Source organism: Lysinibacillus sp. BSL11, from assembly GCF_052928325.1.
This window is the reverse complement of record NZ_JAVGCX010000004.1, coordinates 1-24,002: the sequence shown is the minus strand read 5'-3', so window position 1 is coordinate 24,002 and position 24,002 is coordinate 1. Positions and strand designations below refer to the sequence as shown.

Here is a 24,002-nt window from a genome sequence, read left to right as displayed (position 1 = left end):
AATCATTTCTTGTATTTCACTAGAAAAGTCCTATTATTTTTTACTATCAAATATTTACAAATATATTCATAATGACTAATTCCCGATTATTATCTATAATATTAGTATATATTGATTACCCAAGGAGATCGAATAATCATGAGTCATATGCATAAATCATTTACGATTGATGAACATTATTTAAATTCACTTCCTTTTCCTGCAATTATCATTAATCAAGATGGACAAGCAACAGTCTGGGGAAAGAATGCTGAACATCTGATTGGCTTATTAGCTAATGATATTAAAGGAAATACTACTCCATCTATACACGAAAATCTACTGCGTCAGCTTCCTGTCGAAACATTTCAATCTATTTTACAAAATGAGGACAGTACGTATCTAGAAAAAATTCAAGTACACACAACTTCAAATGTAGAAATAACAACCGCTCTGCTAGCTAAACCTTTTACAGATGAGGGAGAGCGTTTTATTCTATTGATTTTTATGCTACCAGAATTAATGACGCAGGCTATCTCTCAATGCAATACCTTTGTAAATCTTAAGCAAGGTTTAGATGCGACCTTTATGACTGTTACACTCGATCACGATGGATTTATCTTGGAATGTAATAATGAATTTCTAAAAACAAGCCAATGGACACCAAAGCGTGTTATCGGCAAAACCTTTTGGCAACTGTTCCCTGATAATGAAGTGAGTGAAAAAATAACACATACGATCTGGCGTAATTTAAATAATGGTCATACATGGCAGGGAGAAGTTGAAAAAATCACAAAAACGGGGCAATCCTATTGGGTGCTACTAACGGCTATCCCCCTCGTTAATCTTGAAACAAATGAACAACAATTTATCCTAATTGAAAAGGATGTAACGAAATCAAAAACGATTCAACACCAACTTGAAAAAATTGCTTACATCGATACAGAAACTGGTTTGATGAATGCACATCGACTTGAAAAAGTAATCACCAATATGATTGACGATGAGAGACACTTTTCATTTGTTTATCTAAGTATTGATAAATTTTATACACTTAAAGAATTACATGATCAACAAATCGATCAAAGCCTGATTGTTGAATTTACAAATCGTATAAAAATGTATTTCCAAGATAGCACGATGGCTCGTATAAATGAAAATGATTTTGTTGTCATCACGCCTTTAAGTGAATGGTTTATTCAAGGCTTTTTATCTTACTTACAACAACATCCGATTTATAGCGACAATATTGCTGTACCAATTTCTATTAGTGGCGGCATAACTAGATATCCTGAGGATCAATCAACATTCTCACAGCTTATGAAGGCATCCATTGCTACTATTTCAACAGTACGTGAGGCTGGCGGAGATAAAATTGTTTCTTTATCAACAGCAACACATAAAGCTTTAAATCGTAAAGCATTAATTGAAAAGCGCTTACTCCAAGCACTTGACCAAAAGAACTTGAAGGTACTCTATCAGCCACAAATCGACGTGTATTCTGGAAAAGTTACTGCTGTTGAAGCACTTGTACGTTGGGAAGATGAGGTAATAGGTGTCGTAACGCCTGATGAGTTAATTCCTATCGCTGAAGAAACAGGTTTAATTAATAATATTGGGTCCTTCATGCTGGAAAAGGCTTGTGAACAAGCCTTACTTTGGAAAAAGGCAGGCTATGATTTAAAAGTATCTATTAACTCTTCTGTACGCGAATTCCGTGATAAGAATATGGCAAAATCTATACTTGAAATGATTACAAAAACAGGTTGTCCAGCGAACCTATTACAAATTGAGATTACTGAAAAATTTGCTTTAGAAGCTGAAGCCGCAACGTCTATTGCACAGCAAATGCGTAAGCTTGAAAACGAAGGCATTTCCTTTGTTTTAGATGATTTCGGTACTGGCTACGGCTCATTTAGATATATGCAAATTTTACCAATAAGTACATTAAAAATCGATCAAACGTTTACAAATTCACTCTTGAAATCCGAAAAGAGCCAAAAGCTTATGAATGGTATGGTACAACTAGGTAAATCCATGGAATTGAAAGTAGTCGCTGAAGGTGTAGAAACAGCTGAACAAGCAGATCTATTAATCACTTACGGCTGCGATGCCATTCAGGGCTATTATATTAGCAAACCTGTTACACCTGAAGAGATTGAACTATTACTGACTAAACAATAATAAATGAAGAAGGAGGCTGCGTTTATTTTACACGCAGCCTCCTTCTATTTTTTATAAACCTTTTGTAATTTTACTTTACTTGAACGAACTGAGCGGAATATGAGTTGAATAATTACTTCTGCAAAAACTAGTCCAATCACAATAGCACCTGTAATTAAAAATGCCTTTAAGCCATATTGCAGGCCTTGTAAGTAATCATCTTCTACCACATTTCTCATTGCATTATAAGCCATGCCCCCTGGCACTAATGGTATAATTCCACCAACAATGAAAATAATCATGGGTATTTTAAAGCGTCGGGCATATAAATGAGCAACAATGGCAATAACAAATGAGCCAAAGAAAGAGGCTTTGACAACATCCATCCCTTGCTCTGTTAGAACATAGTATATAATCCAGCCAATTACCCCAACGAGTCCGCAATGAAGTAGTGTTTTTCTAGGAACATTAAAAATAATGGCAATCCCAGCTGTCGCAAAAAAACTAACTATTAATTGTATAATAATGTCCATCATCTGCATTTTGTCCGCCTCCTAAAATCCTAGTGTGACGGCAATTGCTGCACCAATAGCAAAGGCTGTTAAAAAGGCCTCTGCTCCCTTTGCCATCCCTGACATAAAATGACCTGCCATTAAATCACGAACAGCATTTGTAATCAAGATACCTGGTACGAGTGGCATGACGGAACTAATAATAATTTTATCAAGTTCAGTACCATAACCATACTTTACTGCAAAGAAGGCAACAAAGCCGAGGACGAGTGATGCTGTAAATTCAGAAAAAAACTTTACCCTTGTTAAATGATTAATGATTACAAGTACTAGGAAACCTAGCCCGCCTGCTAAAAAAGCTATCGGAAAATCCGACCATCCACCCTTAAACATAATAAGGAAACAACCACTAGCAAGCGCAGCTGCCAAAACTTGCAAATAAGTTGGTAAAAAATAATTTGTTTTTTGTATCGACTTTAACTCGTCATAAGCTTCTTCTAATGTTATGATTTGAGATGTGAGTCTACGAGATACTGAATTTACCAAGGCGATTTTTTGCAAATCTGTAACCCTACTGGGAATTGATGTAATTCTTGTTGGCTGTGTCTTGCCTAACGAAAAAATGATGCCAGTTGGTGTGGCATAACATTGAGCATTTGGCATATTTTGAGAATGTGCCATACGCAGCATCGTATCCTCTACGCGGTATGTTTCTGCACCACTTTCAATCATAATGCGTCCTGCAAGCAACAAACAGTCAATCGTAAGTTCATTATCCGCATCTTGTAAGACCATTGCAGCTATCTGCCTCCTTCAAAAGGTTCCTTGCCAATATTAACGAACTGCCAATAAAAACTCAACTGAAAATTTTTCATAAGCAATGGATTATCTTTCAATTTATTTTTACAGTTACACTAATATTACGCATGTGTTTTTTCTATTTTAGTAGGTATTTTACAACCTCTTAAATAGAAGTACAACTACAATTAATTCGCTGATTCTTGAAGAAAAAGTGATCTTAATAAATTTCCACAAAGATACATACAAAGATTCTAGATTTGTATAACTTTTTTAATGACTGGCACGTCTGATTGTATAGAAAATAAAAAAGAGGGGAGCGTATCCAAAACCATGCAGGAACGCAGAAAAAGACGCGGTCCAATAATTGATTTCTTATTACTAAGCCTTATTGTGACCTTAACAACTATTATACTTTTTATTATCCTTTCAAAGGATGACTTCAAGTTTCAAAAGATTAGTGCTTCAAAAGAATCCGAGACGGAATCGGTGAATAGTCATTTATCGACCGAAAGTTCTGCGTTTCCAGGCATACGTATTGTTACAGACGTTTCAAATGACAAACGAACACCATTTGCTATTCATTACCCGCAAACAGATAACGAGGTTTTTAATGATGCCGTATTACAGTACATATCGGATTCAAAAGAAAACTATCTAACATCGATGAAGAAAAATAAAGATAAAGAAGCTATGGGTGAATTAAATATTAGTCTTGAAACTTTTCCATACCGAGAGCATTACTATTCCTTTGTGCTAACAAAAATGCTATATGTAGGTGGAGCAAATCACGAAGTCTCCACAAAAACATTCTTCATTAACAACGAAACGGGCGAACAAGTTACGATCCAAACGCTCTTACAAAATGATGAGAATAACTTATCTACGTTGGCTGTAAACGTCCGAAAAGATTTGCAAAAAAACCTCCAATTAAAGGATGAGCTTTTCAACGATGAATTATTAAAAGCTACAGAACCAAAATGGTCTAACTTCAATCGCTTTGCTATTGTTGACGATTCATTACAAATCTATTTCGATGAATATGAGATTGCTAGTGGAGCAGCAGGTACCCCAATAGTGAAACTACCCCTTTCGCTTATTAACCCATTGTTAGCCTCCGAATTTCAAATCGCAATGGAAAATGTAAAACCCATTAATCCACCACCAACTGGTGATCCGAATAAAAAACGTATTGCTTTAACATTTGATGATGGTCCACATCCAAAAGTGACGGAGCAAATTTTAAATATTCTTGATAAGTATCATGCAAAGGCTACTTTCTTCATGCTCGGTAGTCGTGTACAATACTATCCTGACATCGTAAAGGATGTTCTTGCGCGCGGTCATGAAATTGGAAACCATTCGTGGAACCACCCTGTCTTAACAAAGCTTACGCAGGAACAAGTGATGAAAGAATATAACACTACTGCCACTGAAATTGAGAAGGCAATCAATCAAGGTGCCACAGTTTTTAGACCACCATACGGTGCAACTAATGACACCATTAATGCTGAGATTCCTATCCCTGTAGTGCTATGGTCAATCGACACATTGGATTGGAAACATCGAAATGCACAGCAGCTATTGCCACACGTGAAAAATAATTTACACAATAATGCCATTGTCTTAATGCATGATATTCATCAATCTACTGCAGACGGACTTGACGCTGTTCTCTCCTATTTACAAGAGCAGGGCTATGAATTTGTGACTGTATCCGAAATACTGCCATATCGCCAATAGTATTTACAAAGAAAAGTCCAATGAATTTCGATATTCATTGGACTTTCCTTTTTGTTGAAAAAAGATGATGTCAACGGTAGAAAAAGCAACTTTGCAAGGTGAGAGGTTGATTTCCGTTCCGCCAGCGTCCTTTACAGGGGGCGTCCGATGAGCCGCTTCACTCACTTACGTTCACTCCAGGGTCTCATCTGTGACGCTACCCCTAGGAGTGACGCTGGCTCCACTCCAATGAACCATTCTGCAAAAGACTTTCCTTTTCAAAGTAGCATAGTGATCAAATAGCCCATTATCTGTATTCTTAGCGTGAATAAACTCTTATTTTCAATGCAGAGAAGTGATGGGTGACAACATCTCTTCATAAAGAATAATGAACACCTTCACTATCGTTGAAAACCGTTGCTAAAAAGATAACAGGATTAGAGTAGAAGGCTACTTGATACCTTTCAATTGACTGTTTTGTTTTTCTTATTATTTTATTGTTAGTGTATCTAAAGGCTTGAAGTCACTTAACTGATAGCTCTTTACTTCGTTACGTGCTATTGTATATAGCGTATCATCTATATAGACAACGCGTTGTACAACCTGCTCCCAACTTTCATAGGACTCATTATTATTACGATTGATTATATTTCCTTTCAATACAATTCCTTTCTCTGCAGTAATCTCATAAATTTGAGCACCATGACCTTGATAGACAACTTCGTCTCCCTTACCTGCCTCATACAGTACTACAGGGAAGCCAAAATAGTTGAATTCCTTATTGCGGAATAGCGCTTTAGGATTGTATTGCACTTCAGAGGAAGAACCTTTCCCACCAATTTTTACGGTTGATTGCTCTTTTGGATTTCGGAAGTCTGATACATCGAATAGGGATATCTTCATATTGGTTGTCACAGTAAAATTACGTTTCGTATACGAATCATAGCGTTGCTCCGTATCATAACCAATACCAATTAAATGCGTATCATCTAATGGATGCAGGTAATTACTGAAGCCAGGAATCTTCAATTCCCCTAGTACAGCAGGCTTTTTCGGATTCGCTACATCAATGACAAATAGTGGATCCACTTGTTTAAATGTCACCACATATGCTTTTTCTCCCATAAATCTAGCTGAATATATCTTTTCTCCAGGCGCCATATCTTTTACTGAACCAAGCGTTTTCAAATGTTCATCCAAAATAAAGAGATGGTTATAGGAAGTACTTTTCTCATTCCACGTATTACCTTCTGTTGTAAAGATTCGGAAGTTCCCCTTATATTCATCCATTGAATACTGATTTAACACAGTTCCCTTTACTTCCGTACTTCCGACAAAGTTCAAAGTCGTTCCATCTACATTCCACTTGAAAATTTGAGTGTCGGCTGATCTCGGTAACCAAATCATATCCATGGCGCGCTTTTCTGATGAAACATCAATATTACTTTCATACATTGGTGTCGTTAAATACAGGGCATTCTCTGACATATAAAGACCACTACTTCCACCTAAGTACCCTTTCGTATTGGCCGTTGTCTTAGCTCCATTTTTTAAATCGACAGCTGTAATTAAACTATAGGTACCATCCATCGTATTTGGTAAGATTGAGATTTTTTCTAAAGGCAGACTTTTGTACTCTGTTCCTGCTATACTATCAAATGTTTTAGGCTTTAAATCGGTTTTCTTGTCTTCTTGTAGCATCCAATAATTAGGATACATATTACCAATTAAATATAATGTGTCTTTTGTTATGCGAATATCCTGCAAGAAGCCTTCCTGCCCAACATCACGTACATGCTTTGGATTGCTTGGATTTGAAATATCATAAATTGAGGCTGTTACCATAGCTGTTCCAGCTTTTTCAATATATTGATCCCCGATGGCAATTAATAGATTGTCATATAGCGCAAGCTTAGAAATATATTGGGAATGTTTTAATTTTATATTTGTAGCCATCTTTAAATTCTTAGGATCTTTAGCATTCACAACTGTAATGCTCTGATCTTTTGCAGTGTAAATAAAGCCATCTTTTACAACTACAATGTCTCCCTCTTCTACCCCCTCTACTTGATTATTAGTTGTAGATTCATTATTAGCAGTTGCTTTATCTTCACTTGCCGCACTTTGTAAGCTCTCGTCTTCTCTAATTTCTACTCTTTGAGTTGTCAACAACTTTTTAAAATAGTGCTGTAACTCTTTCTCCGTTTTAACGGCTGTTAATGTCTCGATAATTGTAAATGGAATTGTCTGTGAAGCTACATTCAGACCGCCTTGTGCAAAGGCCTCCTTTTTTACATGCAATTGATAACTACCTGGTGCTAACTTTTTCACCACTACCGTTTTCTGATCTTCCAACAATTCAATTTTTGCAGGTACTTTGTGTCCTTTTTCCGTAGTGATATAGACATATTCTTCAGTTATTTTGTTTTTCTTTAAAGCAACTGAAAAAGATGCTTGCCAGTTTTGTGTTGCCATACTTGCGCTAGCCGCCTTTGCCGTCACATCTGTATTCACTATCCATGTAAAAATACCAGGCACGATAGCTAGAACGATAATCAGCATAATTGCGAACCATTTACTTTTCATCATTTTTCCTCTCCTTCATATACTTGTTTATTAATTAGACTAGTAAAAAAGAGGAAAGTTACATTTTTCTGAAATTTTCTAAGTAAGTTAAGGCACTACAAAAAACGAGAGGGAAACACTTCCCTCTCGTTTATTCTTCAAATGGCCATTTAGGCAACATATTTTTTAAAGGCTTATCTTGGCGTCTTCCCAATACATAATCCGCCTGCATAATCGTATGAATTTCGCGAGTCCCTTCATAAATAACTGGTGCTTTGGAGTTTCTTAAATAACGGGCAACTGGATACTCGTCTGAATAGCCATAGGCTCCATGAATCTGTACCGCATCATCCGCAGCCTTATTGGCAAAATCACAAGATTGCCATTTTGCCAATGATGTCTCTCGAGTATTTCGAACACCTTTATTTTTCAATTCTCCTACACGATAGACAAGGAGACGACTCATTTGATAGCCTGCTTCCATATTAGCTATCATACGTCCTACAAGCTGGTGCTCACCAATAGGTTTGCCAAATGTTTCCCGTTCATGACAGTACTTCACACTAGCTTCTATGCAAGCTTGGATCAAACCAACAGCACCTGCCGCTACTGTAAATCGACCATTATCTAGCGCAGACATGGCAATTTTGAAGCCCTCGCCCTCTTCACCTAGTCGGTTTTCAATTGGCACGCGTAAATCTTCAAAAAAGAGCTCACCTGTATTACCAGCACGAATACCATATTTTCCTTTAATCGCTTTAGATGTAAAGCCAGCCATGGAACGTTCTACAATAAACGCACTAATCCCATGATGTTTCTTCGATTTGTCAGTATAGGCAAATACGATAAAGTGGTCTGCAATATCACATAAGGAGATCCACGTTTTTTGCCCATTGAGGATATAATGATTACCATCACGTACAGCAGTTGTTGACATGGCAGCTACATCAGACCCAGCCCCTGGCTCTGTGAGACCAAAAGCTCCAATTCGTACACCTTTAGCTTGTGGAACAAGGTATCGCTGCTTTTGCTCTTCAGTCCCCCACTGCATTAGGGTCATGCTATTTAAACCTGTATGGACAGATACGGCTGTGCGAAATGCTGTATCTCCCCGTTCAAGCTCCTCACATACGATAGCAAGTGCATTATAATCCATGCCACTACCTCCGTATTGTTCAGGAACACAAACCCCCATTAAGCCAAGCTCAGCCAGTCTGGACCAAATCTTAGCATCAAAGCCACCTTCAGCATCCCATTTCGCAATATAGGGAATGATTTCCTCATCAACAAACTGTCTTACTGTTTTTCTTAGCATTTCCTGCTCAGTGGACATTTCAAAGTTCATGGTTAGCACCTACCATTTCACAATCATAGCAGACTTGTGTGATGTCTCTTTAATGACCACACCTCGTTTAGCCATCTCTTCAATATACGTATCACCTGGCACGATTGCTTCAGGCGGGAATACACCATGCTCTGTAATAGCACCGGCACCAATCATTTGAGCAACAACTGATATCGTATTAGCGGTAGCACGTGCCATAGCTGTTTCATTAATTGTCATGTCTTTCCGTACAACCATTTCATATTCATATGTCACCTGCTGTTGGGCCTTTTCACCCGCTACAATAACACGTAACAATACAGCATCAGGTTTTGTGCCCAATTCAAGTTTCTTTTTGAGTGCCTCTCGTACAACTGCACGAACAGGCACTTCTTGATTATCCACTTCTACCTTATTCGCAGAATCAAGGAAGCCTAAGTCTGCTAAAAGTTTAAATTTCTCAGCATGGCCTTTATAACGGATGGTTTTATATTCTAATGTGCGGACATTCGGGAATGTCTTATACAATGTGGAGATACCACCAGATGTATAAAATGCCTCAAGCACACCGAAATCATCAAAATAAATAGGTTCAACGCCTGATAGGGATGGAACTTCTTCAAGCTTGCCCTTCTGAATCGTTTTTGAAGGCTCAGTATAATGATCGAATACGCCATCTAAAGAAAATACGCGTGTATAATGAAGCGGAGGTTTTGGCTCAGTTGGAATACCACCAACAAATAGTTTAATAGATTCTACTTCATCTAATTTTGAAGCACCATAGCCCGCAAGAATATTGACCATGCCAGGAGCAACACCTAAATCAGGGATAATTGTAACACCCTTCGCCTTTGCTTCCTCATGTAAATCTAATATCTTCTCTGTAACGCCACCAATATGACCACCTAAATCAACAGAATGGACACCTGCCTCAATAGCTGCTCTTGCTACTCGTTCATTGAACGAATAAAACAATGCATTGACGGCAACATCACCCTTCGAAATAACGTTCATTAATGAATCGTCACGTTCTGCGTGTAGCTCTACCACTTCTACCTTATTTGTATCTAGCGTATCTACAAAGTCCTGTGCAACTTTCACGTCGATATCACCTAAATACACACGCTCCACTTTATCGTTTTTTATTAAATCACGAGCTACCTCTTTCCCCATTAAACCTGCACCTAATACAACAACTTTCATCAAGAACATCCCCTTTCGTTGATCTGTTACTCTGTATCGATTTGTGCTCTTTGTAATTTACCGCTGTAGTCTACATAAATACTTTTCCACTCTGTGTATACATCTAGGGCTGCTACACCTGAATCACGGTGCCCATTTCCTGTCCCTTTAGTACCTCCAAATGGCAAATGGATTTCAGCACCTGTTGTGCCAGCATTTACATAAACGATACCTGTGTCTAAATCACGTTGTGCGCGGAAAATTGTATTGACATCCTGTGAGAATATTGAGCTAGATAAGCCAAATTTCACACCATTATTTACTTCAATTGCTTCTTCCAAACTTGCCACTTCAATTAGAGATACGACTGGACCAAAGATTTCTTCTTGGGCAATAATCATGTCAGGCTTCACATTCGTAAACAATGTTGGCTCATAATAGAACCCCTTATCATAAGGTGGTTCATTTAGTATCCTGCCACCTGCTAATAATGTAGCACCCTCTTGTTTACCTATTTGTACATAGTGATTAATTTTTTCCAATGCTGCTTTATTAATCACTGGCCCGATTTTTACTCCCTCGTCTAGACCATCCCCAATTGTGAGCTTTTGCATTTCATCTAAGAGACGTTTCTCTAATTGTTCTTTTACATCTTTATGCACAATGACTCGGCTACATGCTGTACACCTTTGCCCAGCAGTACCAAATGCGCTCCATAAAATCCCTTCTGTAGCTAGCTGTAAATCAGCATCATTCATGACAATAACAGCATTTTTGCCACCCATCTCTAAAGAAACCTTTTTCAAATGCTTCCCGCCAAGCTCAGCTACTTTACTGCCGGTTGTTGTAGAACCTGTAAACGAAATAACCTTGACGTCAGGGTGTTCAATTAATGCTGTGCCAACTGTAGGTCCTGTACCAAATACGATATTAGCAACACCATCTGGTAAGCCTACTTCCTCAAAAATTTTACCCATTTCATAGGCCATCATTGGAGTCTCATTAGACGGTTTCCAAATGAATGTATTCCCTGCAACAATGGCAGGAAATGACTTCCACGTGGCGATAGCAACAGGGAAATTCCAAGGTGTAATGAGTGCTACAACGCCTATAGGTGCCCTTACACTCATAGCAAATTTATTGGCAAGCTCAGACGGTGTTGTTTCACCAAATAATCTACGTCCTTCACCAGCCATATAGTATGCCATATCAATTCCTTCTTGCACTTCTCCTCTAGCCTCTTCAATGACCTTGCCCATCTCTTTTGTTAAAACGGTCGCCAAATGTTCTTTTTTCTCTTTCATTTTTTGACCGATGGCATATAAATAATCTGCACGTTTTGGTGCTGGTATAAGTGCCCAGCTCTTTTGTGCTTGTTTAGCAACAGCTACAGCCTCGCCTACCTCATTCGAAGTAGAACGTGGAATGGTAGCAAGCTGCTCACCGTTTGCAGGGTTCGTCACTGCTATACTTTGTAAATGTGAATGTGTGATCCATTTACCACCGATATAGTTTTTAATCTCCACTACATACACCCCCTGAAATACTCTATGATGCCTCAGCTGTTGTACCAGTCGTATCCCATAGGTATAAGTCTATGAATTTAACCAGAATCCATTTCGCCTTTGGATAATTGCGTTCGAAACAGTGGAATGTGCTTGCACATTGCACTATTCGTGACAGTTACCAGTGGCTTTATCTCCATACAATCTATAATTGCTCCCACCAAAAGAATAAATGTCTCATTAGGAATCTTGGAGTGAATGGAGATAAAATATGTCAAAATTCCGAATTTTCAATATACACCACACCCTGTAATACTAGCATTTCCATAATAATCGGTGACAACTGCCAGAGGCTTTATTTCCACTTAACTTCCTTACCTCAATATAAAGGATGACTTCTAATTTTAGAAGCCTCTTAAGGTTATGTATATTCACAATACCCTTAGTTAAATGAAAATAAATAATACACATTCTAGTTTTTTATATTCGACATTTTCTAACTAATTCCCTTTTTTTCTAAAATATTTAATTTTCTATTGAAACCAATGTAGCTTATAATCGTATACAATACCATTAAATTTATTTTTGGAGGAATCCCTTTATGAATAATCATGAAATTGACTACAAGTTATTTGGTGACGACATGCAATATGTGCAAGTTGAGCTTGACCCTCAGGAAACAGTGGTTGCAGAAGCAGGAGCGTTAATGATGATGGATGATTCGATCCATATGGAAACTATTTTTGGTGACGGCTCGCGAGGTGGCTCACAAAGTGGTCTAATGGGTAAATTATTAGGTGCCGGAAAACGCCTAATAACAGGTGAGAGCTTATTCATGACAACATTCACAAACGTTGGCTCAGGTAAGAAGCATGTTTATTTCGCATCACCATACCCAGGGAAGATTATTCCGATGGATTTAAGCCAATTAAACGGTAAAATTATCTGTCAAAAAGATGCATTCTTAGCTGCTGCTAAAGGGGTCTCTGTTGGCGTTGAATTTCAGAAAAAAATTGGAGTAGGCTTCTTCGGTGGTGAAGGCTTCATTATGCAAAAGCTAGAAGGTGACGGCATGGCGTTTGTTCATGCAGGAGGAGCCATTCACGAAAAAACATTACAACCAGGTGAAGTTTTACGTGTGGATACAGGATGTCTTGTAGCAATGACATCCAATGTGGATTACGATATTGAAATGGTTGGAGGCGTAAAAACAGCCCTGTTTGGAGGCGAAGGAATCTTCTTTGCTACATTACGTGGCCCTGGAACAGTGTGGGTACAATCATTACCATTTAGCCGTTTAGCCAGTCGTGTCTTTGCAGCTGCACCTATTTCGCAAGGTGGAGGCGGTCAATCTAAAGGTGAAGGCGGTATTGGCGGCTTATTCGATTTATTCAATAGATAAAAAAATGGAGCATATCTTTCACCGATATGCTCCTCTTTTTAATCAATTCGATTGGATATTGCCTTTCCTTGTCCATAAGCAGTCAAGGCTTTTACATTTAACATTAGCATAGCCGTTCTCGTTTCTAATGATGCGCTACCGATATGTGGCAGAGCTACTACATTTGGAAGTGTTAATAAAGGATGATCCATCGCAATCGGCTCTTGTTCAAACACATCTAGTCCTGCAGCCCAAAGCTTCCCATTTTTCAGAACATCGTACAGCGCATCCTCATCAATAATTCCACCACGTGAGGCATTAATTAATACCGCATCTTCTTTCATCAAAGCAAGTTCCTTTGCACCAATGAGTCCTTCCGTATCACTATTATAAGGTGTCATAATCACAACAAAATCAGATTTCTTTAATAGATCCTCCAGCGAAACATACTGGAAGCCATACATTTCTTCTGCTTCATGACGACGTCTGCGATTATTATACAAGATTTTCATATCAAACCCTTTTGCTCTTCTAGCAACGGCTTGGCCAATTCTCCCCATGCCAATAATGCCAATTGTAGCTCCTGAAACATCCTTGCCAACCAGTTGCATTGGATACCAGCTTTTCCAGTTACCCTCACGTAAATATCTTTCACTTTCTGGAATTCTACGAGCAGTTGCAAGCAGTAAGCCAAATACTAAATCAGCAGTCGTATTAGTTAGAACACCAGGCGTATTTGTCGCCATAATGCCTCGTTTTTTTAAAGCCTTCACATCGATATTATTATATCCAACTGCTAAATTCGTCACTAATTTTAAGTTGGGTGCATGCGAAAGTAATTCTTCATCTACTTGATCGGCTATCGTTACCCACAGTACCTCACAGTCAGCGACAGCTGCTAGCAATTTTTCACGTGGAATCACAATTTCTTCCTCATCCCATTGTGAGATTTCATAAAATTCCTGTAGCAGTTCAACAATATGTGTAGGAAACTTACGTGTTATAAATAATTTCTTTTTCATGCTCCAAACACCCCTCTACTCAATTCCCTAATTCGCCTATAGCGTAACACTTAAAACAAGCATTTTCTAGGGTTTTGTAATCTTCCTCTTTCTATAAAATTTGTTATTAGCTAATTCATCAGCCTATTAGTTGATTTATCCGTAAAATAAGACCTTTTATCCTAATTCACATACAAAAAAACTATGCATAGATAGTTATGCATAGCTATGTTTCTTTTAAAACTCTCTTATAGTTGTATTCAAGCGATTAGCCACCCTCTCTAACTCTTCCGAAGATTTACCAATCGATTCAATAATAGTAGCTAATTCAGATACTTGATTATCAACTTTTTGGAAATTTGAGATCGAATTTTCTACAGAACCAGAAATCGCATCAAAAGCTTTTAGGGATTCAGCATTACGTTCAATACTACTATTTACAAGCTCCTGTATGTCCTGAATAGCTTGTACAACTTGTGTTGTGATACCATTTGACGTCATGATTAACTCAGCAATCTGCTCAACAGAGCTTTTCGTTTGCTCCGCAAGCTTGCGTACTTCGTTTGCAACAACTGCAAATCCTTTACCATGCTCACCAGCACGTGCCGCCTCAATTGCAGAGTTTAACGCAAGTAAATTTGTTTGGCCAGAAATACTTTTCACAATTTCTACAACGGCATTTATTTTAGAAGAGGATGCATCTAATTGCTCCACCATATTTCCCATTTCTACAGTCTTATAATGAATCTTCCCTGTTTGCTCATTAATAGATAGTATTTTACTATAGCCTTCACTAGAAACTTTTTGCATTGATTCTGCCTCATACATACTTTCCTTCAAAGAAGCGTTGACACGCTTGGCGCTATATACAAGTTCTGTTACTGTTTCAGTCGTAGTTTGTGATTGAACCTCTAATTGTGTAGAAATTCCGCCTATAACATCCTTTACATGGTCCCTAACATTATTGCGTTGTGTTTCAATTAGTATACTTGCGTAGCTATCGTATTCTTCTAAAACGATTTGTTGTTCAAAATTACATATTTTACTGATAGCATCACAAAACTTCTCTTCTTCGCCCTTTGGTAATCGTAGTTCATACACTATTTTGCGAAGTGATTTCTCAAGTATTTGAAAAGCAGCTAAATACCATTTCGGATATAAATTAATCTTTACATGCATTTTTGCCACACGTCTTCGCTTCTCTAAAAAGGCTTCATCTATTCGCCCCTCAAACATTTCAATAATATGGTGACGTAATGTCTGTCTTAAACGTTCGCTGGAGCTATGTGATTGAATAACCTTTTGTAAGGAAGGAACACTTTCTATTGCATGATAAAATGCAGCTACCACTTCTACTACATTTCTTTCTACATATGGTTTTAAACTATTAATTAGCTGAAGATCATGCACACTTAACCCTACAAGATTTAATTGTAGTAAACGGTCTGGATCCTCTATAAAAATACCGATTGTTGCTTCATTGCTTATTTCAATTGTATTTTTCTTAGATCTATTAATAAGTTGAAACATTTTCTCCACCTCATATATTTAATCATATATTTTAATAAGTCTATATTCCTACTTTTTATAAAAAAACAACAAATAATTAGACACTTTATGTATCAATTATAATCTCAAAACAGTTAAATGAACAATATGTAGGTAAATGTTGTCTAATATTATTATAATTCGCTTTTAATTTATGCATTAAAATGATTCTTTATACTCATTTTCCTTCACTTTATTGAAAAAACGGATGGATGATTCAATAATTTTAACGCAAAAAAAAAGCCACTGCTTCTTAAAGAAGAAGCGTGACTTATTGTTTACATGAAAATGATAACGCAAAGAACTGCGGCTAAAACTAAACGATAAATGGCAAAAGGCATTAATTTTACCTTTGAAATAAGCGCTAAGAAAAACTTAATGGACAGTAATGCAAAGACGAACGAACTAATAAATCCTACAGCATAGAAGCCAAAATAGTCCATTGATAAAGTATCCCAGTTTTTCAAAACGGATACGAGGCTAGCTCCTGCCATGATTGGCACAGCCATAATGAATGTAAAATCAGCTGCAACACGGTGACTCATACCAAATAGTACCCCACCCGAAATCGTTGCACCTGAACGAGAAAAACCTGGCCATAGAGATAGGCATTGTACTAGCCCTACCTTAAATGCTAAACCATAAGAAATCTTATCTAAAGAATCTACTTTTGGTTTTCTCGGTGCCAACTTATCTGCAGCAATCATTAGAATTGCTCCTGCCACGAGTGCATAAACAACATGCTCTACTTTAAAAAGATGGTCGTCAATAAAATCCTTGAATGCAAAACCTAAGACAACTGCTGGTAGCATACCAACAATAACATGCAATAAGTTAAAGCGGCCATTTATGGACTTAGCTTGACCTTCAATTTTATATAAACCAACTAAGCTTAGCATACGTTTCCACATAACTACGATAACCGCTAATATGGAACCAAGTTGTACAACAATTTTAAATGTGTTGGCAGGATATTTCCCTAAAAACTCCTCAGTCTTTAACCACATATCATCCACGATAATCATATGCCCCGTAGAAGATACTGGTGCAAATTCTGTCATACCCTCGACAAAGCCTAATATTAATGCTTTTAATAATTCTATAATTTCCACCATGTCACCTTACCTTTTTTAATCAAATACCCACTTATTATAAAATACTACGTTTTTATATACTACTGCCATTTCACCTAAGAAGCCGATTGTTAGATTATCACATACTATTTAAATGTTATATCTACTACCCAAAGCTCTGATCTACTGCCAATTCGCATTGGTGGGCCCCAGAAGCCATAGCCTGATGAAACAAGTGTATGCATCTGTTCCTTCAACTTATAACCATAATCCAGTTCAAATACACGAGCTGTTATATACTGATTCGGCCACAGTTGTCCCTTGTGTGTATGACCAGACATATGTAAATCAACGCCCATTTCGGATGGCGTGATCAAGTCGTCAGGTGTATGATTCATTACAAGCCATGGTAAATTAGCAGAAGGCTTTAGTACCTCAAGTGGTTTTCTTTCTTTATTCGTTCTGTCCTCTTGCCCTGTTAATATAAACGCATCTTCTATAAGAATTGTTTCATCTAGGAGCATTTTCACATTGGCATTTTCCATTTCCTTAATAAATTCAGGAATTTTTTTGCCATAATATTCATGGTTACCTAATATACCATAGGTTCCATATGTAGATGTTAATTGTTTCATGACATCTGCCATACCCTCTTGAACAAACCATTTAGGGTCATCGTCCACAATATCCCCAGCTAACAACACGATATCTGGTTGTGCCTCATTAGCTAAACTGACAAAACGTTGTAAATGTCGTTTATGTGATAAAACACCTAAGTGAAAATCAGATGCCACAACAGCTCTTAGTGTGTTTAACTCACTATCTTGTTTATCAACTGTTATTTCTAAATGACGAACAACTGGAGAGTAGGCTAAATAGGAGCCAATGATACTTAACAAGAATAGGATTGCTACTGCTATACTACCTATTATTTGCACGTTTTTAAAAGGTGTGAGCCAAATAATGAATTGTGCAACTAAACATAGCAATAAGCCATATTCAAAGATAAACATCCAATAATTACTGATTACAGAAAACACTCGTAATGACTCATGTAATCTTCCAATTATTATACTAAAAGCAACCATATACAGCATTATCCAAAATAATACTGGAAAACGAAACCACCCCATTGCTACAAGCCACTGCTTTACTCCCCACCCTAAATAGAAAGTCAAAGCACTATAAATACTAATTAAAAGAACAGCGCCGATTACTTTTGGCATAACCAAGTCCTCTACTTTCTTCTTTCTATAATTTAATTGATTATATCATTATACTTATCAATCATATTGCTTAAAGCACTTGAATAATCTTCTAGAGAAAGTAGGAACTTGTCCCTTTATTCTATGACAAATTTAAGTCTACCTTTTCATATCATTAGTTACTCTCGTTTTACATGACATTTCACTGTATATAGATGACATTTTCGTCATTTACATACTAAATGCCACTTTTATTTTCTCATTTCTTCCAGTAACATAATAGATGAACGAGCAAATTCGCGTATTTACGAAGAAAAAGGGGTGCTATTTCAAATGACACGTTATAAATTTGAAACAACAGAGCATGAGTTATTTCGCAAAACCTTTCGTAAGTTTTTAGCTGAAGAAGCTGAACCGCATTATACACAGTGGGAAAAGGATCATCTTATTCCGCTTTCTTTTTGGCGTAAGCTTGGTGATATGGGGTATCTTTGTCCACAAGTAGAAGAACAATATGGCGGGCTGGGCTTGGATTTCAGCTTTGGCGTCATCATACAAGAAGAACTTGAGCGTATAGGCTCAAGTCTTATCGGGGTTGGCCTGCATAATGATATTGTTGTCCCATATATCGAAGCATATGGTACACACGAACAAAAATCTCGTTGGCTGCCAAAATGTGTTACAGGCGACTATATAACAGCTATTGCAATGACGGAGCCTGGTACAGGTTCAGATTTGGCGAATATCAAAACATCAGCTATTCGCGATGGGGACCATTATATTGTAAATGGTCAAAAAACCTTTATCACAAATGGTATCCACACAAACTTAGCGGTTGTCGCAGTGAAAACAAATCCACAGGCTGAGAAAAAACATCGTGGTATTAGCCTACTTGTTATTGAAGAGGGTACACCTGGCTTTACAAAAGGAAGACAGCTCGAAAAAGTTGGTATGCATGCCCAAGATACAGCTGAACTCTATTTTGAAGATTGTCGAGTGCCTGTTCAAAACCTACTTGGAGAAGAAGGCAAGGGCTTTCATTATATGATGGAAAAACTGCAACAAGAGCGATTAGCAGTAGCGATTGCCGCACAAACAGCCGCTGAGGATATGCTTGCATTAACGCTAGACTATGTGAAATCACGTCAGGCTTTTGGCAAAACAATCGGTGACTTCCAAAATACACAATTTAAAATAGCTGAAATGGCTACTAAAATCGAGCTTGGTAAATCATTTTTAGAATCCTTGATTGAAGAGCATATCGCAGGGAATGATGTTGTGACAAAAGTTTCTATGGCAAAATACTGGATTACTGAAAATGCACGTGACCTTGCAACGCAATGCATGCAATTGCATGGTGGCTATGGCTATATGGAGGAATATAAGATCGCTAGAAGATATAGAGATATACCTGTTATGTCGATCTATGCTGGTACTAATGAAGTCATGAAGGTTATTATCGCCAAAAATTTAGGCCTATAATAAAAAAGGCGGCAGAAGTTTGCCGCCTTTTTACCATTAAACTGCTGGAATTCGAACGATTACTTTAAATAAATCGCCATCTACATCAATGCTCATTCTTGCTCCATGTAAATCGACAATGGATTGTGCAATGGCTAATCCAAGCCCAGAGCCCTCTGTATGACGTGAGGCATCTGCACGTTTAAAGCGTTCAAATAATTCCTCAGCATCTTCACTAATTTCATACTTCGCTACATTTTTCACCGTAAATTCAGCATCGCCATCTGCCGTACGCTTAAATGTCACATAAACACGCGTTCCCTCTAGCGCATACTTCAAAACATTGACAATTAAATTATCAATAAGTCTCCACCATTTTTGACCATCCACATATGCAAAGATTGGATCATGAGGCATGGTCATTCGTAAATCTAGTTGTGACTGTGTTAAATCCTCTTTATGCTCCCCTACAGCTTGCTGGATAAGCTGTGTTAAATCTACTCGACTGCGGTGAAGTTCAATATTACCACTTGCCATTTTCGATACTTCAAAAAGGTCTTCAATCAGTACTTTTAAACGTTCAGACTTTTTATCCAGTATATGAATGTATTGTTTCCGTTCTTCCTCTGTAATATTTGGCTTCTTCAGTAAATCGGTATACGTAATTATAGAGGTTAAAGGAGTACGTAAATCATGACTCACATTTGTAATCAGCTCTGTTTTTAACCGTTCACTTTTAGCCTGCTCATGCATGGACGTACGCACACCTTCTCGTAAATGATTAAGGTTTTCTGCATGACCTGCAAGCGGTGATTTCCCTTTTACCTTTACATCACGATTTAAACGCCCATCAGCCATATCCTTTGTATCCTTCATAATACGGTTTAAATAACCCATTCTTGATAGGAAAACAATCATAGCAGGAAATCCTATAAGCATACAAATACCAAGCACAAGGACTGCAAAGCCCCCTACTCCAGTCATGAATGCGACAAGGCTACCTCCTCCAAAGAATGCTGCGGCTAGCATTACAATTGAATGTAATGCGATCGAACGATTAATAAATAAGTCAGTCAACGAATCCCCAAGTGACCATAAATAGCTCGATTTCACATTCTCCTCTAGCTTTTTCAAAGTATCTACTCTTGTATACAACCAAATTAATTGCACGAAGAAAGCACTACCAATTACCATTAAAACAACTATTTTAAAGGCAATATCGAGTATAAAACGGACATAATTATTATTATATATTGAATTATATTCTATAGATTCAAAAACAACTTGTGCTGAAAAGAAATACATAAAGGCTGTTATTAATAAAAGAATAATTTGAACATCAATTTTATACTTCGTTAATAGATCTTTTTCCTTCATGCTCATAACTATCTGTAATAAGTCCTTACGCCCCCTCCATACAAAGACGGCCATTATAATACTTGTGATCCAAATAAAGTAATGGGTATATTGATTGCGCTGAAACTGTTGAAATTGTTGGTATCCTCCTTGTATCAAATCTTCTGATATTACTGCTTTTTTAGAGATAGCTATTACACCTGTATATTCTGTCGTTTCGTAAAGGTCATCTACATTCACATACGTTTCTGTACGGTAAAAAATATCTCTTAAATTATCACTGATATTCCATGCATATAGCGGTTTTCGATCAGTATACTTTATTTTATAGGCACTACTTTCAGAAACATCACCAGAACGGTAAATTTTACCAGTTTCTGTATTTGTCAACTCATATGACCAATAATCATAGGTTTTACTAAAGCTTTTGGATTCAGTTTGAGCGGCTTTGATATATTTATCAATAAGTTCTTCTTTTTCTGCAAAAATCTTCTTTCGTACATGCTCGTCATCTTCAAAATTTGCGGTAATATCTTTAATTTTAGTATCCCGTTCAGTCTCTAGTTTTGTCTTTAATTCTGTAGCATTGGCATCTACAGCTTCCTGAATGCGCTGTTCATATTGTGCTTTAATATTTTCGATTTGCTGCCCTAATGTACCATAGTAATTACGATGATCATCTATTTCAGTTTGGGTAATCTCAATTTTATTTTTCAATTCCTCTGCATTCGGTACATTAATTACTAACGGTCCTAGTTCTGCAGTGAAATTATCGATTTCATGCTGGAAATTTTCCGATTCGAAATATGATTTCCCAATATACTGGTACCCCACATGATAAAAAGTAAAGATACCGAAAACTGTCCAGATTAAACACATTAACACGAGAAGAGATTTCCATTTTTTCACCATAAGTCTTTACACTCCTCTAAAAAATTCTTTCTAGTAACTGTAAAACCTCTGAGGAGCGAGAATTGACAATTTGATAGGCATAAACACCAAAATAAATGAGTCCAACAACGCCTGCTAGAAATCCTGCAATTGTCATATACTTCTCTAGTTTATTTTTCCATTTTATAGCCAACGCCCCATACCACCTTTAGATAGCGTGGATTTTTCGGATCAGCTTCAATTTTCTCACGTATTTTCCGAATGTGAACAGCTACAATATTTTCAGCATTATAAGCTTCCTCATTCCAAACACGTTCATAAATTTCACGAATCGAAAACACACGCCCTGCATTTTTCATTAATAGTTCTGTAATTTTATATTCTATCGGGGTTAGTCGAACTGGTTCTCCTTCTAGTACAACTTCTTTTGCCTCTTCATCAAGAACTAGTCCGTCTATTTCCACTTTTGTAGCTCCCTCACTATAAGTTCCTAGCTGCACATAACGGCGCAGCTGTGATTTTACACGTGCCAATAGCTCTAATGGATGGAATGGCTTTGTCACATAATCATCAGCTCCTACCGATAATCCATGAATCTTATCGCCATCCTCCGCCTTTGCACTTAGCATGATAATGGGGATATTGCGCTCTTCCCTAATTTTAAAGGTTGCTGTAATTCCATCCATATTTGGCATCATGATATCTAAAATTATTAAATGTACTTCATTGTTCTCTAGCTTTTTTAATGCGTCTAAGCCATCTGCTGCTTTAATGACATGATAGCCTTCATTTTTTAAATAGATTTCAATACCATCACGAATATCTTGATCGTCATCTGTAACAAGAACTGTTAATTTCGTCATGATATACACCTCGCTCTCAAATATAAGTGTATCTTCTAAATCTTAAAAACCAGCTATTATAAAAATGAAGAATTTCTTAAGGTTTTAGCTTTTTTCTCCCACCCAATGTTAAAACAACAATGCCACCTAACAGCATCGCTACTCCAAGCCAGGAAACTACACTTAAGTGTTCTCCAACTAAAAACACACCAAGAATTGCAGCAGTCAAGGGTTCTGCTAATGAAAGTGTTACAGCTGAGGATGAACTAATTTTTTGTAGTCCACTTAAAAACAGGAAATACGCTACGCTTGTACACATAATCCCCATAAATAACATTGTCCATAAGTTGTGCACATTTACTAACCAGGAAAATCCACCTTGTAAAGAAAACGGCAGTAAAAACAAAGCGCAAATGGAGAATGTCATAGCAACTGCGGGTAATGCCTCTTCTTGTGCCATTAATTTTTTACTTATGTTTGTGTAAAATGCAAAGGATAAACCTGCACAAAGCGCTAATATGAATCCGCCAACGTGAACAGAATCTTCTCCATTATTCATAAACAATAAAAGACATCCGATAATGGCCATCAATGTAGCAAGTCCCCATACCGCTGTGGGACGTGTTTTCCATACTAGCCACTCTAAAACACCAGAAAACACTGGTGCACTACCAATAGTAGCAACAGTTCCAATGGCTATACCTGTTAGGCGAATGGATGAGAAGAAAAGACCTTGGAAAAGCGCAATACTAGCCGCAGCTAAAATTGTCCATTTCCATGACCACCTTAAAAAGTTAATTTTCCTCATTATAATCGTAATAACTAATAATAAACTGCCACCAATTGCAGAACGAATCATGGCCACTGCTATTGGAGATACCCCTTGATCCAAATATGTTTGGACAGTACCTGTCATTCCCCATAGAATAGCTGCTAGTAATACAAAAAATGAATTTAGCATTTATCAACTCATCCCCGCTTCACTACGTTATCAATACTAATCATACATATTTATCCAAAATCAAACAATTATCATTTTTACTTTTCTTTTAATTCCAATAGTATGTTTTCTCATGAATGGACGTTATAATAAAAACAGTAAAAGGAGCGAATCGTATGTACAAATCAATTGAAGAGACAGCTATTGATCTTGGTATGCCTGAGGATCAAGTTATGCGTCTAATTTATGAAGGACGCATCCGTTCTGTTTACGATGGCCAACAAATTTTAATCAATAGCGGACAATTCAGCACTTATTTTAAACAATTGGAACGTATAAAAGAGGAAATTGAAATTTGGCGAGCTACTCCTATTCCAGAGGACATAGACGTCAAAGATGAAGACTAAAAGCCCACCATTCATACAATTGAACTGCACCCCAATTGTTAGACACATCTAACAATTGGAGGTGCATTTTTTTTATGGCTAAATATAGTGCAGAGGAAAAATTACAAGCAGCTTTACGATACTTAGAAGGCAAAGAAAGTTCACATG

19 protein-coding genes are annotated in these 24,002 nt (G+C 37.3%); 5 read left to right on the top strand and 14 right to left on the bottom strand.

Annotation, left to right across the window (positions count from 1 at the left end; translation table 11 throughout):
* The first annotated feature begins 138 nt into the window (after nucleotides 1-138).
* Nucleotides 139-2,163 carry a GGDEF domain-containing phosphodiesterase gene (locus RCJ95_RS05755; RefSeq protein WP_221679089.1) on the top strand — a complete coding sequence of 675 codons (2,025 nt, stop codon included), beginning with the start codon at nucleotides 139-141 and terminating at the stop codon, nucleotides 2,161-2,163.
* A gap of 44 nt (nucleotides 2,164-2,207) precedes the next feature.
* On the opposite strand, the gene RCJ95_RS05750 is transcribed toward RCJ95_RS05755, so the two are convergent.
* Both RCJ95_RS05750 and RCJ95_RS05745 read right to left on the bottom strand, forming a co-directional pair.
* A complete protein-coding gene (locus tag RCJ95_RS05750; protein ID WP_081010948.1) occupies nucleotides 2,208-2,684 on the bottom strand; it encodes a threonine/serine exporter family protein in 477 nt (158 codons plus the stop codon).
* A 12-nt stretch (nucleotides 2,685-2,696) separates the two neighbouring features.
* Nucleotides 2,697-3,449 carry a threonine/serine exporter family protein gene (locus tag RCJ95_RS05745; protein WP_009371811.1) on the bottom strand — a complete coding sequence of 251 codons (753 nt, stop codon included), beginning with the start codon at nucleotides 3,447-3,449 and terminating at the stop codon, nucleotides 2,697-2,699.
* Between the two features lie 336 nt (nucleotides 3,450-3,785).
* On the opposite strand from RCJ95_RS05745, the gene RCJ95_RS05740 reads away from it, so the two are divergent.
* Nucleotides 3,786-5,195 (top strand): polysaccharide deacetylase family protein, encoded by a 1,410-nt coding sequence (locus RCJ95_RS05740; RefSeq protein WP_257521050.1) that lies wholly within the window; start codon nucleotides 3,786-3,788, stop codon nucleotides 5,193-5,195.
* A 468-nt stretch (nucleotides 5,196-5,663) separates the two neighbouring features.
* On the opposite strand, the gene RCJ95_RS05735 is transcribed toward RCJ95_RS05740, so the two are convergent.
* From RCJ95_RS05735 to RCJ95_RS05720, 4 genes are all read right to left on the bottom strand, one after another.
* On the bottom strand, nucleotides 5,664-7,763 hold the full coding sequence (locus RCJ95_RS05735) for a beta-propeller domain-containing protein (protein ID WP_446722014.1): 2,100 nt from the start codon (nucleotides 7,761-7,763) through the stop codon (nucleotides 5,664-5,666).
* 127 nt (nucleotides 7,764-7,890) lie between these two features.
* Nucleotides 7,891-9,084 carry an acyl-CoA dehydrogenase family protein gene (locus RCJ95_RS05730; protein WP_257521047.1) on the bottom strand — a complete coding sequence of 398 codons (1,194 nt, stop codon included), beginning with the start codon at nucleotides 9,082-9,084 and terminating at the stop codon, nucleotides 7,891-7,893.
* Between the two features lie 9 nt (nucleotides 9,085-9,093).
* The gene (locus RCJ95_RS05725; RefSeq protein WP_004229703.1) at nucleotides 9,094-10,266 is read right to left on the bottom strand and encodes a saccharopine dehydrogenase family protein; all 1,173 of its coding nucleotides are present in this window, start codon (nucleotides 10,264-10,266) and stop codon (nucleotides 9,094-9,096) included.
* Between the two features lie 26 nt (nucleotides 10,267-10,292).
* Nucleotides 10,293-11,771 (bottom strand): aldehyde dehydrogenase family protein, encoded by a 1,479-nt coding sequence (locus tag RCJ95_RS05720; RefSeq protein ID WP_004229708.1) that lies wholly within the window; start codon nucleotides 11,769-11,771, stop codon nucleotides 10,293-10,295.
* Between the two features lie 580 nt (nucleotides 11,772-12,351).
* Between RCJ95_RS05720 and RCJ95_RS05715 the strand changes: the two genes are divergently transcribed.
* Nucleotides 12,352-13,152, top strand: coding sequence for a TIGR00266 family protein (locus RCJ95_RS05715; protein ID WP_004229711.1), 801 nt, complete (start codon nucleotides 12,352-12,354; stop codon nucleotides 13,150-13,152).
* 38 nt (nucleotides 13,153-13,190) lie between these two features.
* Here the strand turns inward: RCJ95_RS05715 and RCJ95_RS05710 are convergent, their stop codons facing one another.
* The 4 genes from RCJ95_RS05710 to RCJ95_RS05695 all read right to left on the bottom strand — a co-directional run bounded on the left by RCJ95_RS05710 (nucleotide 13,191) and on the right by RCJ95_RS05695 (nucleotide 17,979).
* Nucleotides 13,191-14,153 carry a 2-hydroxyacid dehydrogenase gene (locus RCJ95_RS05710; RefSeq protein ID WP_221679082.1) on the bottom strand — a complete coding sequence of 321 codons (963 nt, stop codon included), beginning with the start codon at nucleotides 14,151-14,153 and terminating at the stop codon, nucleotides 13,191-13,193.
* 216 nt (nucleotides 14,154-14,369) lie between these two features.
* Entirely contained in the window at nucleotides 14,370-15,662 is a 1,293-nt protein-coding gene (locus tag RCJ95_RS05705; protein ID WP_221679080.1) for a globin-coupled sensor protein, read from the bottom strand.
* 296 nt (nucleotides 15,663-15,958) lie between these two features.
* On the bottom strand, nucleotides 15,959-16,795 hold the full coding sequence (locus RCJ95_RS05700) for an undecaprenyl-diphosphate phosphatase (RefSeq protein WP_175400802.1): 837 nt from the start codon (nucleotides 16,793-16,795) through the stop codon (nucleotides 15,959-15,961).
* Nucleotides 16,796-16,899: 104 nt separating this feature from the next.
* Nucleotides 16,900-17,979, bottom strand: a complete 1,080-nt coding sequence (locus RCJ95_RS05695) for a metallophosphoesterase (protein WP_313150883.1) — start codon at nucleotides 17,977-17,979, stop codon at nucleotides 16,900-16,902.
* A 312-nt stretch (nucleotides 17,980-18,291) separates the two neighbouring features.
* Here RCJ95_RS05695 and RCJ95_RS05690 point away from each other — a divergent pair, with 312 nt between their 5' ends.
* The gene (locus RCJ95_RS05690) at nucleotides 18,292-19,440 is read left to right on the top strand and encodes an acyl-CoA dehydrogenase family protein (protein WP_446722013.1); all 1,149 of its coding nucleotides are present in this window, start codon (nucleotides 18,292-18,294) and stop codon (nucleotides 19,438-19,440) included.
* A gap of 36 nt (nucleotides 19,441-19,476) precedes the next feature.
* On the opposite strand, the gene RCJ95_RS05685 is transcribed toward RCJ95_RS05690, so the two are convergent.
* From RCJ95_RS05685 to RCJ95_RS05670, 4 genes are all read right to left on the bottom strand, one after another.
* Entirely contained in the window at nucleotides 19,477-21,687 is a 2,211-nt protein-coding gene (locus RCJ95_RS05685) for a sensor histidine kinase (RefSeq protein ID WP_221679074.1), read from the bottom strand.
* 16 nt (nucleotides 21,688-21,703) lie between these two features.
* Nucleotides 21,704-21,859 carry a hypothetical protein gene (locus RCJ95_RS05680; protein ID WP_004229738.1) on the bottom strand — a complete coding sequence of 52 codons (156 nt, stop codon included), beginning with the start codon at nucleotides 21,857-21,859 and terminating at the stop codon, nucleotides 21,704-21,706.
* Nucleotides 21,837-22,529 (bottom strand): response regulator transcription factor, encoded by a 693-nt coding sequence (locus RCJ95_RS05675; protein ID WP_004229740.1) that lies wholly within the window; start codon nucleotides 22,527-22,529, stop codon nucleotides 21,837-21,839. Before RCJ95_RS05675 ends, RCJ95_RS05680 begins: the two co-directional genes overlap by 23 nt.
* 76 nt (nucleotides 22,530-22,605) lie before the next feature.
* The gene (locus tag RCJ95_RS05670; protein WP_446722012.1) at nucleotides 22,606-23,469 is read right to left on the bottom strand and encodes a DMT family transporter; all 864 of its coding nucleotides are present in this window, start codon (nucleotides 23,467-23,469) and stop codon (nucleotides 22,606-22,608) included.
* A 155-nt stretch (nucleotides 23,470-23,624) separates the two neighbouring features.
* Here RCJ95_RS05670 and RCJ95_RS05665 point away from each other — a divergent pair, with 155 nt between their 5' ends.
* On the top strand, nucleotides 23,625-23,855 hold the full coding sequence (locus tag RCJ95_RS05665) for a hypothetical protein (protein ID WP_004229745.1): 231 nt from the start codon (nucleotides 23,625-23,627) through the stop codon (nucleotides 23,853-23,855).
* The last annotated feature ends 147 nt before the right edge of the window (nucleotides 23,856-24,002 follow it).

Bases quoted from the DNA above. Each gene is read 5' to 3' on its own strand.
- RCJ95_RS05675 (WP_004229740.1), bottom strand. From the start codon at position 22,529: ATGACGAAATTAACAGTTCTTGTTACAGATGACGATCAAGATATTCGT.
- RCJ95_RS05730 (WP_257521047.1), bottom strand. From the start codon at position 9,084: ATGAACTTTGAAATGTCCACTGAGCAGGAAATGCTAAGAAAAACAGTA.
- RCJ95_RS05705 (WP_221679080.1), bottom strand. From the start codon at position 15,662: ATGTTTCAACTTATTAATAGATCTAAGAAAAATACAATTGAAATAAGC.
- RCJ95_RS05745 (WP_009371811.1), bottom strand. From the start codon at position 3,449: ATGGTCTTACAAGATGCGGATAATGAACTTACGATTGACTGTTTGTTG.
- RCJ95_RS05690 (WP_446722013.1), top strand. From the start codon at position 18,292: ATGACACGTTATAAATTTGAAACAACAGAGCATGAGTTATTTCGCAAA.
- RCJ95_RS05750 (WP_081010948.1), bottom strand. From the start codon at position 2,684: ATGCAGATGATGGACATTATTATACAATTAATAGTTAGTTTTTTTGCG.
- RCJ95_RS05715 (WP_004229711.1), top strand. From the start codon at position 12,352: ATGAATAATCATGAAATTGACTACAAGTTATTTGGTGACGACATGCAA.
- RCJ95_RS05685 (WP_221679074.1), bottom strand. From the start codon at position 21,687: ATGGTGAAAAAATGGAAATCTCTTCTCGTGTTAATGTGTTTAATCTGG.
- RCJ95_RS05695 (WP_313150883.1), bottom strand. From the start codon at position 17,979: ATGCCAAAAGTAATCGGCGCTGTTCTTTTAATTAGTATTTATAGTGCT.
- RCJ95_RS05700 (WP_175400802.1), bottom strand. From the start codon at position 16,795: ATGGTGGAAATTATAGAATTATTAAAAGCATTAATATTAGGCTTTGTC.
- RCJ95_RS05665 (WP_004229745.1), top strand. From the start codon at position 23,625: ATGTACAAATCAATTGAAGAGACAGCTATTGATCTTGGTATGCCTGAG.
- RCJ95_RS05725 (WP_004229703.1), bottom strand. From the start codon at position 10,266: ATGAAAGTTGTTGTATTAGGTGCAGGTTTAATGGGGAAAGAGGTAGCT.
- RCJ95_RS05740 (WP_257521050.1), top strand. From the start codon at position 3,786: ATGCAGGAACGCAGAAAAAGACGCGGTCCAATAATTGATTTCTTATTA.
- RCJ95_RS05735 (WP_446722014.1), bottom strand. From the start codon at position 7,763: ATGATGAAAAGTAAATGGTTCGCAATTATGCTGATTATCGTTCTAGCT.
- RCJ95_RS05710 (WP_221679082.1), bottom strand. From the start codon at position 14,153: ATGAAAAAGAAATTATTTATAACACGTAAGTTTCCTACACATATTGTT.
- RCJ95_RS05670 (WP_446722012.1), bottom strand. From the start codon at position 23,469: ATGCTAAATTCATTTTTTGTATTACTAGCAGCTATTCTATGGGGAATG.
- RCJ95_RS05755 (WP_221679089.1), top strand. From the start codon at position 139: ATGAGTCATATGCATAAATCATTTACGATTGATGAACATTATTTAAAT.